7 protein-coding genes are annotated in these 12,077 nt (G+C 46.6%); 4 read left to right on the forward strand and 3 right to left on the reverse strand.

Annotated elements, in window-relative coordinates; genetic code table 11:
• Positions 1 to 77: 77 nt before the first annotated feature.
• Entirely contained in the window at positions 78 to 968 is an 891-nt protein-coding gene (gene galU, locus F6X55_RS14725) for a UTP--glucose-1-phosphate uridylyltransferase GalU (RefSeq protein ID WP_026569299.1), read from the forward strand.
• A 152-nt stretch (positions 969 to 1,120) separates the two neighbouring features.
• On the opposite strand, the gene F6X55_RS14730 is transcribed toward galU, so the two are convergent.
• Entirely contained in the window at positions 1,121 to 1,792 is a 672-nt protein-coding gene (locus F6X55_RS14730) for a serine/threonine protein kinase (protein WP_153464468.1), read from the reverse strand.
• Positions 1,793 to 1,992: 200 nt separating this feature from the next.
• Here F6X55_RS14730 and F6X55_RS14735 point away from each other — a divergent pair, with 200 nt between their 5' ends.
• The 3 genes from F6X55_RS14735 (at position 1,993) to F6X55_RS14745 (ending at position 7,452) form a co-directional block, all read left to right on the forward strand.
• Positions 1,993 to 3,510: a DUF4179 domain-containing protein gene (locus F6X55_RS14735; protein WP_026569301.1), complete on the forward strand. Its 1,518-nt coding sequence runs from the start codon at positions 1,993 to 1,995 to the stop codon at positions 3,508 to 3,510.
• Between the two features lie 208 nt (positions 3,511 to 3,718).
• Positions 3,719 to 6,451 (forward strand): phosphoenolpyruvate carboxylase, encoded by a 2,733-nt coding sequence (ppc, locus tag F6X55_RS14740; RefSeq protein WP_035426573.1) that lies wholly within the window; start codon positions 3,719 to 3,721, stop codon positions 6,449 to 6,451.
• 122 nt (positions 6,452 to 6,573) lie between these two features.
• Complete coding sequence (locus F6X55_RS14745; protein WP_035426518.1) at positions 6,574 to 7,452, forward strand: SMP-30/gluconolactonase/LRE family protein; 879 nt, start codon at positions 6,574 to 6,576, stop codon at positions 7,450 to 7,452.
• 89 nt (positions 7,453 to 7,541) lie between these two features.
• Here the strand turns inward: F6X55_RS14745 and F6X55_RS14750 are convergent, their stop codons facing one another.
• Positions 7,542 to 10,580, reverse strand: coding sequence for an efflux RND transporter permease subunit (locus F6X55_RS14750; protein WP_153464470.1), 3,039 nt, complete (start codon positions 10,578 to 10,580; stop codon positions 7,542 to 7,544).
• Between the two features lie 424 nt (positions 10,581 to 11,004).
• The gene (gene thpD, locus F6X55_RS14755; protein ID WP_026569305.1) at positions 11,005 to 11,895 is read right to left on the reverse strand and encodes an ectoine hydroxylase; all 891 of its coding nucleotides are present in this window, start codon (positions 11,893 to 11,895) and stop codon (positions 11,005 to 11,007) included.
• Between the last annotated feature and the right edge of the window lie 182 nt (positions 11,896 to 12,077).

Genomic DNA, 12,077 nt, shown 5'->3' on the forward strand with positions numbered 1-12,077 from the left:
CCAGGCATAAGCCGGGAAGGGCTTTTTCCTTTACGAATCATGGTACGGACAAAAAATCAGTAAAAGGGTGAGATAAAATGAGCAAAATCAAAAAAGCGATCATTCCAGCTGCAGGGCTGGGAACAAGATTTTTACCTGCAACGAAGGCAATGCCGAAAGAAATGCTTCCAATCGTGGACAAACCGACGATTCAATACATTGTGGAAGAAGCGGTGGAAGCAGGCATCGAAGACATTATCATTGTTACCGGTAAAGGGAAGCGCGCAATTGAGGATCATTTCGACTATTCCTTTGAGCTGGAAGAAAACTTGAGAAGAAAAGAAAAATATGACTTACTGGAAAAAATCAAACAGCCTGCAAAAGTCGACATTCACTATATCCGCCAGAAAGAACCACAAGGGCTTGGGCACGCAGTGTGGAGCGCACGGAAGTTCATCGGAAATGAACCGTTTGCTGTCTTGCTGGGTGATGACATCGTGCAATCGGATGTCCCTTGTTTGAAGCAGCTGATGAACATATACGATGAAACGTTATCTTCGGTAATCGGCGTGCAATCCGTACCGGATGATGAGACACAGCGTTACGGCATCATCGATCCTTCCAGCGAGAACGGTCGCCTGTATGAAGTTTCCGATTTTGTGGAGAAGCCGCCTCAAGGGTCTGCGCCATCCAACTTGGCAATCATGGGCCGTTACATCCTGACACCGGAAATTTTCATGTACCTTGATAAGCAAGAAAAAGGTGCTGGCGGTGAAATCCAGCTTACTGACGCGATTCAACATCTGAACACTATTCAGCGTGTATTCGCCTATAATTTTGAAGGAAAACGATATGATGTCGGGGAAAAATTCGGTTTCATCAAAAGCACCATCGAAATGGCGTTACAGGATGAAGAAATGAGCGAACAGCTTACCGACTTTCTCCGCAAGGCTTTGAAAGAGAAAGACGTAGAAAACAGCGTCAATTAATAACGAAGCAGACGACTGTCGTGAGTGCAGGCACGCAGTCATCTGCTTCTTTTTATTTGTGACGGGATACCAAAGGACCCGCAGGTATAATTATCCTAGATGCAGTGAGGAGCTGGTCCGATTTCCCGCTCCATGCCCCGCACATTACCCGGTCATCTCCGCTTCAAAAGCCTGGCTGCACGTTTGACGACTTCCTCAAAAGCAGGTGCATGGCCATTTCCGGGTTGATACCATTTTCTGATTCGATCGATCAACCAGATAGGAACCGGTTTTCCTTCGATAAGGTGGTAATACAAGTCATAGCCCTTTTTTAAATGATCCCAACGATAGTCGTTGCCAGACTTACTATATTCAGACACATCCAGCAATTTCGCCCTGCCGTTCTGCAGCAGGATGTTTTTTAGATGGATATCCCTTGGATTGAGGCCTGAAGATCGTACATACTGACGGGCAGCTTCCACGTCCGCTATCAATTGGCGGGGAATCGGAATACCGCGGATCAGGCAATCGTATAATGTGATGCCAGGTTCATAGCTCAATACAAGATAACGGTCCCCGGCGCCATAACAGACAGGGAAATGCCGGTTTCGTCCAAGCTGCTGATAAACTTGATATTCAATCGCCCGTTTTGTGATTTTTTCATTCGCATAGAGTTTGAAGGCATAACCGGGCAGCGGATTGAATCGGAGTACTGCCGCATCCGTGCCAATTCCCGCAATCGTCAACCCATCGATGCTGCCAGTGACGGTTACCAGCTGATTGTCCTCTGTAGAATGAACTTCGATTTGTGATAGAGCTTGCTCGGCCAGCTTCCATTCTCTCATTTTGTTCCCGTCCTTTTCCCGGCAGTAATGATGCCATCCATGTTCCTCCCATTATACGATACAAAACAGGTCATTCGTTAGTTTTTCTAATCCGGTCGCAGTAAAAAGTTATTTCCCTTCACGGGAAAAAGTAGAAGGAGACAGGAAAAAAACAGGATATTGTCGAATATAGAAAAAAGGGAATCGAGAGAGAAAAGTAGGTGGAAGATATCGACTGTGAACAATCCAGACGGGTAGTCAAAAAGTATAAACAAGGAAAACTGGCCAAAAAGAAAAGAGAAAAACTGGAAGCGCACGTCAGCCAATGTCCTGACTGTCGCCAATATTTCCAGGAATACCGGTTGAACAGCGGAAAAGGGATAAAAGAATGGCTTGCCAAAACGACCCCGCGGTTTTGGGGAATGGTAATGATCGGATGTTTATGTTTGGCAGCTGCGGCTTTTGCTTTTGGCGGAGTGGACAAAGTGGCAGGTTGGTGGAAGAGCATGCGAATGCCGACAGAAGACAGTGTGGCGGAAATCGAACAATACGGGATAGGAAATGAAGTACATGTCAGCCAGCGGGATGAAGACGTGGAAGTAACCATCACCCATGTAATTGCCGATGACCTGCAGACCTTCGTATACTATGAAGTGGAGGACCATGCAGAAAATAGATTGCTCCGGCTGGATTATTCCCAGCCACCACGGGTCAACAGTGAAAAGGGCGTTTTTGATATAGGGCGTTCTCATGGCCAGCTTGTCAATGGTTTGAAGGATGGCGATCAGCAGCCGGAGGGCAAATATCGTGGACGAATTACCTTGGCGCCGATCAAAGAAGACAGCGCTGTTTTTGATTTGCAAATCAACATGCTGAGAGAGGTTTCCGCGGAAGACTTGGCGGATTCAAACGATCCGTACCCGTACGGTGGTCCTCATTCAGCGGAGCCCGCTCTGGATGGCGAATGGGAGTTCACCATTGAAGCAGACAAAGAGGAAATAATCGAGAAGCCTGTAGACGTGGAAGCAGACATTGAAGGAAACCGTATTGTCATCGATCAGGTAAGGATCGCGCCGACTGGAACGTTGGTCGATTACAAATATGAGCCTGGTCCGGACGGCAGCGACAGGTTCTTTTATTTCGACCGGTTAATCGGTGAAGAGAAAACATATCAGCGGGAAGACCTGGGGTTGGTGTACGCTGAGGAACAGCACCGGGATAGCCAGTGGGTGCATTCACAGGCTATGTTCGACTCCATGTACCGAGCCCCGGAGGAGTCTTTGCAGCTTGGTGTAGCCAGACTCGAAGAGTACATTACCACGGATGAATCCTTTCCGATCGATCCGGACAAAGAAGAGCCCCAATCTTTTTCTTTTAAAGGGACGGAAATTTCGATAACCGATATAAACATCGATGGGGAAACCAGCCTGACCATCAAAGAAGGTTGGGATAAAGACAGGGAGTTTGAACGGGTTCAATATGATATACGTACGGAACCGGAAAGCGTGTCGGTTTCACAGGAGGAAAAGGATGGCATCCTGGTTGATGAAGAAGGAAATAAATTTGATCCGAATCAGGTTCAAACATGGGACGAAATGGAGAAACTCCGTTATTTTCCCCTGGAAAACACTTACACCCTGAGCGGTAACGGTTCAAAAGAAGTGAAACCGATAGAATTGAGAATAAGCAGTTATCAGAAAACGTATTTTCCCGCCGAAACCATTTCTTTTGATTTGTAGGTGGAGAATCAAGCAAAATGTCACCTTATAATCTAATTGATAGATTGATATTTAATCGATCTATATCGATTATAGATTGATTGATGGTTTTTCCGTGATACTTTCGCCGATTCATTATAGAATAGTGATAAGACAACGTTTTCGAAATTCAGAAGATTTAGGGGAAGGTGACACTTTGCAAACTTTAGAAAAGGAAAGGGACAGTAGTATGTCATTAAGGCGAGACGTGAAAGCATTGGGGAATATTCTTGGAGAAGTATTGTTGCATCATGGCGGACCTGAACTTTTGGAAAAAGTGGAAAAGATCCGGGTCACCACTAAAAAGCTCCGTAATGAATATGATGAAGGAACATATAAAGCGTTGAAACAGGAAATCGCAAACTTGAAGCCGCCCATGCGTCAGCAGGTGATTCGTGCGTTTTCGGTATATTTTCATTTGATCAATGCAGCCGAGCAAAACCATCGTATTCGCAGACGCAGGGAATATCAGCTTCAAGAAGCTGAAATGGCACAGCCCGGTTCAATTGAAAGCGCTGTGGTTTCGTTGAAAAACAAACAAGTGGATGAGGAAACCATTCAAAAGGTGCTTGATGAGTTGTCGCTGGAATTGATCATTACTGCGCATCCCACGGAAGCGACGAAGCATTCTGTGCTGGAAATTCAAAAACAGATCGCCAGTATGTTGCAAAAGCTTGATCAGCCCCAGCTTACCAGCAAAGAGCGGAAGGAGCTGGAAGACGGACTGGTGAACGAGGTAACCATTCTCTGGCAGACGGATGAGCTGCGACACAGGAAACCAACTGTGATGGATGAGGTGCGCAACGGCTTATATTATTTCGATCAAACTTTTTTTGATGTACTGCCTGAAATCCATCAGGAGCTGGAAGAACAGTTGAAGGAAAACTTCGACAGCACCACCTGGAAAGTGCCGAACTTCCTGCATTTTGGTTCCTGGATCGGCGGCGACAGGGACGGAAATCCGAATGTCACGCCGGAGGTTACCTGGGAAACCTTACACAAACAACGCAATTTGGCATTGAAGAAGTACAAAGAAATCATTGTTCAGCTGATGAAGCGTTTCAGCCATTCGACTGAACGGGTGATAATTAGCGAAGAGTTGATTGCCTCAGTAGAAAAAGACGAAGCAGATTACATGGAGAAAGGCCAGGCATGGGCGGTCGAGGCAGAAATATACCGGCGCAAATTTGCGGTAATGTTGAAGCGGCTTGAAGAGACAGGGAAATCGTCAATCGGCTACAAGGATTCCGCTGAGCTTCTGGAAGATCTGCAATTGATTGAGAATAGTGTCCAATCACACCAGCCGGTCGACCGGGAGTGGAAGGCGCTTGGCAAATTGATCAGACAAGTACAGTTATTCGGCTTCCATCTGGCCTCGCTTGATGTACGTAACCATAGTGGAGAACATGAAGCTGCGGTAACAGAAATCCTGAAGAAAGTTCATATCGCGGAGGATTATGCTTCATTGTCGGAAACGGAAAAGCAGAAAGTGCTTGAAGAAGTTTTGAATGATCCTCGTCCGTTGTTATTGTTGAATGAGGATTATTCTGAAGAGACCCAGGAAATGCTCAAGGTCTTTCAAATGATCAAAGACGCCCACGATGAATTCGGCCGGAATGCCATCACCGTCTATTTGGTCAGTATGACGAAATCTGCCAGTGATCTATTGGAAGTTCTCGTCCTGGCAAAAGAGGCGGGTATTTACCGGGTGCATGCTGATGGCTCAGTGGAAACTCATTTGAACGTGGCTCCGCTTTTGGAAACAGTCGATGATTTGATAGCCGGACCGGAAATCATGGAAACTTTGTTCCGGATGGACTGTTACAGCAGCCATTTAAGAAAGCACGGAGACCAGCAGGAAATCATGCTAGGCTATTCTGATGGCAGTAAAGACGGCGGAACGCTTACCGCCAACTGGAGATTATACAGGGCGCAGCAGGAAATACATGACGTGGCGAAAAAGTTCGGACTCGGTTTGAAATTTTTCCACGGACGCGGCGGCTCGCAGGGAAGAGGCGGTGGTCCGTTGAATCGCAGTATCCTATCGCAACCGCCAGAAACGCTGGGTGACGGAGTCAAAATCACTGAACAAGGGGAAGTGCTGTCGTCCAGGTATTTGCTGGAGGACATTGCTTACCGCAGTTTAGAACAAGCTACTTCCACCTTGCTGGAGTCGACGGTCGATAATACGGTCGGTTTGGCCGGCGGCAACGAGCGGGAGGAAAAAGAGTGGCGCAGCATAATGGAGGACATATCCAATACTTCGCTGAAAAAGTATCAGTCACTCGTATTCGGTGATCCTGACTTTCTTACTTATTTTAAACAGGCTACTCCGCTGAATGAATTAGGTGCCTTAAATATAGGGTCCCGACCGATGAGCCGGAAAAATCGGGACAGGTTTGAAGATTTACGGGCGATTCCGTGGGTTTTCGCCTGGACGCAAAGCAGGCAGCTGTTACCGGCATGGTACGCCGCCGGCACTGGGTTGGACTCCTATGCTTCGGAAAGCGCCGGACATTTACATCAGTTACAGGAAATGTATGAAAAATGGCCGTTTTTCCGTTCAACTGTCGATAACCTGCAAATGGCATTGTTGAAAGCAGACATCACGACAGCCAAGGAATATGCAGCATTGGTGGAGGATAAGGAAATTGCCGAGCGTATCTTCGGTAACATCGTCGAAGAATATAACAGAACCAAAGAAGTATTGTTGAAAATCACTGGAAATCAGGAATTACTGGACAATACGGTGAACATACAAGAATCGGTTCATCGCCGGAATCCTTACGTGGATCCGTTGAATCTACTGCAAGTGAATCTGATTAAGGAATTGCGGGAACAAAAAGAGCCGGACGATGACCTGTTGGTTGAAGCGTTGCTTACCATCAGCGGGATTGCTGCCGGATTGCGTAACACCGGCTGATAACAAGATAAACCCGGGTAATAGGGACCTCTCTATTGCCCGGGATATTTATTTGTTAGAAGATATACAATTTGGTGAGTCCGTCCCGACCCGGTTTCAATGAGAAGGAGGAGGTAATACAGATGAAAATACAAGCAGACTTACTATTGGATGCCAAAGCAGAGTTGGCAGAGAGTCCCCATTGGGATGCAGAGCGGCAACAGCTATATTGGGTGGATATCAATAACCATCAGCTGCATGTTTTTTCTCCGAGAGAGGGAAAGGATGAAACGATACAATTTGATCAGTTTGTGAGCGCTGTCGCCATGACGGCTTCCGGGAATCTGCTTTTGGCGATGCATCATGGAATTCATCGGTGGAATCCCTCAAGTCAAGCATTGTCTTTGATAATCAATCCCGAAGAAGACAAACCGCAGAGTCGTTTTAATGAGGGGAAATGTGATCCACAGGGAAGATTCTGGACAGGAACGATGGCATTGAACGCAGAACCGGGAGCGGCTTCTTTGTATAGGATGGATGCAGACTATACGGTAACCAAAATGGTGTCGGATGTCACGATATCCAACGGGTTAGCCTGGTCTGAAGAAAAAAACACGATGTATTATGCGGACACGCCCACCCAGAGGGTTGATGCGTTTGATTATGAGCCGGCAACAGGCGCCATTTCCAATCGAAAAACGGTCATTCATATACCGGAAGAAGAGGGAGCCCCGGACGGATTGACGATCGACGAGGAAGGCATGCTGTGGATTGCGCAATGGGGCGGTTCCAGAGTGGGCAGATGGGACCCCGACACCGGCGAATGCCTCCAGACGATTGAATTGCCGGCGGCGCATGTTTCGTCATGTGCGTTTGGCGGAGCAGAACTGGATGAATTGTATATCACCACCGCCCGGGAACACTTAACAGCAGAACAACTGGAACGGCAGCCGCATGCCGGGGGTATATTCCGGGTCAAGCTTGAGGTGAAAGGTGCTGCAAGTTATCGGTTTGCGGATTAGCGGTAGAAGATAGCATATATTCGAAAAGGTTTTCAACAAAAGAAGTCTGTGAGAGATTTTTCCTCACAGACTTTTCATCTAACCATTGGTTATATTGCTTCTTCCTCTGTTTCATTCTCCGGTTTCTGCTCCGGATATTGTTTCTTTTTATTGCGGGTGAACAGCCGGTAGACTGCCGGAATCAGAAACAACGTGATAAAAGTAGCGAACAGCAGGCCGGAAATGATCACTGTTGCCATCGGTGCCTGGTAGTTTCCGGAGGTTCCGGTGGCCAGCGCTAATGGAAGCATGCCGCCTGCAGTCGTCAGTGTAGTCAGGAATATCGGGCGAATCCTGTTTTTTCCGGCTTCCACTAAGGCATCCTCCACATTTGCTCCGTTGTTGCGCAGTTGATTGGTTCGGTCAATCAGTAGAATTGCATTGTTCAGCACGATGCCGATCAACATGACAATTCCCATGCCAGACATGATGCTTAATTCACGTTGTGTTAGAAATAAACCGACGATGACGCCAACCACTGTCATCGGGATGATCGACATAACGATTAGCGGGTGGGCGAGATGATTGAACTGAACGGCCATTACCAAGTAGACGAGGAAAATAGCGAGAAGGAGGATCACTGCCATATCCATCATCAATTCCTGCTGCTGTTCCAAATCTCCTGCGGTCGATATAGAATAGCCGCCAGGTAAATCATAGTCATCAATCAGCTTTTGTACTTCGCGATTTATTGTGCCCAGGTCTTTCCCCTCAATATCAGCGGATACGGAGACATAGCGTTCTCCGTTAGTATGGGAAATTTGATTTGGAGTTTCCACCGTTCTCAGCGAGACGAAAGTGGATAATTCCTGTTCTCCATCGCTTGTAGGAATTTTCTTTTCCAGCAACTGCTTTTGGCTAGCCGTTTCATCATCCCAGGTTGCTTTGAGCGGTATCGTTTCATCTTCGGTAGTCATTTCACCGACCGGGACGTCCAGGAATGCTTGCTCAATATACTGCTTGATTTGTATTTGGGACAAACCGGCATCCTCTATCTTTTCTTTATCCAGCTCCACAACTTGTTCTGGAGAAGCGTTTTCCATGGAATGGGTGACTCCGACGATTCCGTCGATTTCTTTTAATTCGGTGATAAATTGCTCGGTAATCCCGTTCAATTCCGAAAAGTCTTCCCCGGCTACATGGATTTGAACTGGATAACCACTGCCGCCGGACATGGCGCTTTGAACACTGGTCAATGGCGTCTTGTCTTCGAGACTGCGCAGGGTGGCCATGATATCTTTGTTGATGTCTTTTTGATCACGGGTGATGTCTTCCCCTTTGGTCATGTTGATAATCGCGTAGAGCATGTTGCCGTTGTCCATGACATAATTTGTTTCCACGTCATCGATTGCCTGCAGTTTGTTGTTCATTTCTAGAACCAAGTCTTCTTTTTCTTCCGGTGAAATCCCTGTTTCCGTTTCCACCATCAACTCAGCATAGCGGTTGTATACATCTGGCATGATAGTCATCGGCAATTTGGTAACAAGGAACAAGGATGTGGCAAACATGACGAAGAACAGGCCGATTACCGACAAGCTATAACGTTTTTTTCGAACAATCCATGCAAGCATGCGCTGGTAAAGCCGGAATACGTTGCCTTCCTTCTGGATGGTTTGCTTTTTCCTGAACGTCAAGAATTTTTCCGATAGAGCGGGTATCAACGTAAAGGAAACGATGACCGAGCTGGTCAAGGTGAAAACGACCACCAGCGACAACATGATCATGAATTGTGCCACTTCTCCTCCAAGCAACCCGATAGGAAGGAATACGACAATCGTAGTGAGCATGGAAGCGAAAACGGCGGTAGCCACTTCCTTTATCCCTTGCAATACCGCCTGTCGACTTTCCAATCCGGCTTCTTTTTTTCGATAAATCGATTCGAGGATGACGATAGATGAATCGACCATCATACCGATTCCCAATCCGAGTCCGATCAGAGTCAACATGTTGAAGCTATAATCAAACAGCCACATGGCCGTGAATGTCAACAGGATGGAAGTCGGAATCGACAAGGCGATGATTGCGGTTGCCCGGATATTTCGCAGGAATAACAGCAAAACAGCAATGGCAATGATACCGCCGATCAAAATGTTGTTGCTGACGCCGTCAATGGATTCTTGGACATAGTCAGCCTGGGCTACCATTTCATGAAGCTCGAAACCATCGACCAGACCTGCATCCTCGATTTCTTTTATTTCGGCGCGGACTGCTTCGGCCATTTCGATTTGGCTGACATTATCTGTACGTCCTACTTGAACAAAAATAAAATCCTTGCTGCCGTTTTTCCAGACGAATGCTCCATCTTGAACAGGCTCCAGTGAAACCTCGGCAACATCTTTTACGCGGACAACCCTGTCAGTCGTCGCTATTTCGGTATTCTTTATATCCTTCAGGTCGGTATAAGTGGTATCCCAGCGAAGGGAAGGGGCGTCTTTGTCATCGCTGAAACTACCCAATGTCGCTTCGCTATTGGCGGCTTGTATAGCTTGAACTGCCTGTTGGGTATCCAATGCATGATTTGATAATTTTTGTTGATCAAAAGCAATGACAGCTTCATGTTCTTCCATACCGGAGAGCGATACGTCGCGAACTTCTGCTAAATCCTCCAGCCTGGGCTCCAGTACATTTTTGGAGAAGGCTGTCATCTCTTCCATCTGTCCGCCGGAAACATCCATATAAAATTCGTAGCTCTGGCTGGTTCCGAACCGGCCGGTTTCGATATGATCGACTGCAGACATGTCGGCTGCAGCTGCATTAACCGCTGATTCTACCTTTGGATAAACGGCATCGCCTTTGCCGCTTTCAAAGGTTAATTGGAATGAGCTTCTCCCGATGCCTGTGGTGGTTTCAACATCTGTAACCCCATCAATAGCAAGTAACTGTTTTTCGATTGGGGTCGTAATCGAACGTTCCACATCAGCGGCAGCCGTTTCTCCTGCGAGCATCTCTACATAGGCTCCGTCCATTTCGATGGCTGGCATCAGCTCTTTGTCCAGTTTAACGACAGCATAGCTTCCAGTCATCAGGATGAGCACTACCAAGAGTCCGATTAAAATTTTGCGCTTTAAAAAAAATTCCAATAACTTCATTTACATCCTCCTTTAACGATTTGCGAAACAGGCACATTGGAAACGAAATCCACTCTGCGAAGCATTGAGCAGAAGAGGAGTGCTTAAGACCCATGGTAAACCTTAGGTGTTGACTTCTTGAGGAGAGACAGTAAAAAGTTCATGAATGCTTAAGGGAAACTGAGGTGTCTCGTTTAACACGTGCTTTTCCATCGCATGCATGTATATCTTACCGTTGCTTTATAAGTCGCATAATGATCCGCGGATGTATCTCGACTAAGACTTTAGACCGAGGAAGAGTTTTCCTCCTGACATTGCAGACTTATAGAAGGCTATTCAAATTCTTTTATTATTAAAATTAAGCGGTCATTTTTGCAAAAGAAAAACCACCAGCGTTTTTTTACGCTGATGGTTATAGCTGCCATCGAGGGTTTATCAGTAATTCTCAGCCCAGCACAGGCATCTTTTTCCTGGAAGCGATGAATTCAGGTCTAGGTGCTGCTCCCGAGAACGGTTCGACCAATCTGTTCTCCACACTGTTGTAGACCATGAACAAATTGTTGCGGCCGAAAGGGGTGATATTGCTGTTGCTGCCATGCATCGTGTTGCACTCGAACAGCAGCACGCTGCCTGCAGGACCGGTCGGTACAGAAATGCCGTATTCGTTGGCCAGCCAAGTCATGCTGTCATGATCTGGTACGCCGAACTCCTGCATTTTCAGCGATTTCTTATAATGGTCTTCCGGTGCTTCCCCGATACAGGAAATAAAATGCTCATGGGAACCGGGGATCAGCATCAGCGGGCCATTAAAGGAATAGTTGTCAGACAATGCAATGGATACACTGACCGCACGCATCCGCGGCATTCCGTCTTCTACATGCCACGTTTCGAAATCGGAATGCCAGTAGAATTCTTTTCCGGTAAACCCTGGCTTGTAATTGATCCGTGACTGGTTGACGTAGACATCGCCGCCGAGCAAGTGATTGACGATATCCAGCAGCCGCTGGTCTGCAGAAACCTTATCGAAATAATCACTATTCTGATGTACGGCAAAAATGGAACGGATTTCTTCACTGGTCGGTTCACGGACGACTTCCGGCTTGTCCGATTGTTTGTATTCATCAGCAAGGCCGTAGATTTCTTTGCTCATTTCTTTTACTTCGTTTTCCGAAAAGAAACTCTCCAACATCAAAAATCCATTTTGTTCATACGAGGTTATCTGTTCTTGTGTAAGTGGAGAATGATTTTCTTGACCTTCTCCTGCATGAATGACCGGGTCCTTTCTTGGAATAATACTGACTTCCTGACTTTTTCTGGACGGATATAGATCTTGCATAAATCGCCACTCCCTTTTGATTTTTCGTTTTTGGAATGATTCAATCTGCTTTTCTGCTAAGTAAGAAAACTAGCTTCTAAGTCTGTCCAATAAATCCGGACTCCGCGGATATACTCTCCTATGTTTTGGCGTCCGGTTATCCAAGCAGAGAAGGCCACCTCCTTTTTAATGAACATTCAGAA

The sequence above is a fragment of the Sediminibacillus terrae genome, assembly GCF_009602435.1.
In the GTDB taxonomy this organism is placed as follows: domain Bacteria; phylum Bacillota; class Bacilli; order Bacillales; family Amphibacillaceae; genus Sediminibacillus; species Sediminibacillus terrae.

Bases quoted from the DNA above. Each gene is read 5' to 3' on its own strand.
- F6X55_RS14730 (WP_153464468.1), bottom strand. From the start codon at position 1,792: ATGAGAGAATGGAAGCTGGCCGAGCAAGCTCTATCACAAATCGAAGTT.
- galU (WP_026569299.1), top strand. From the start codon at position 78: ATGAGCAAAATCAAAAAAGCGATCATTCCAGCTGCAGGGCTGGGAACA.
- F6X55_RS14745 (WP_035426518.1), top strand. From the start codon at position 6,574: ATGAAAATACAAGCAGACTTACTATTGGATGCCAAAGCAGAGTTGGCA.
- ppc (WP_035426573.1), top strand. From the start codon at position 3,719: ATGTCATTAAGGCGAGACGTGAAAGCATTGGGGAATATTCTTGGAGAA.
- thpD (WP_026569305.1), bottom strand. From the start codon at position 11,895: ATGCAAGATCTATATCCGTCCAGAAAAAGTCAGGAAGTCAGTATTATT.
- F6X55_RS14750 (WP_153464470.1), bottom strand. From the start codon at position 10,580: ATGAAGTTATTGGAATTTTTTTTAAAGCGCAAAATTTTAATCGGACTC.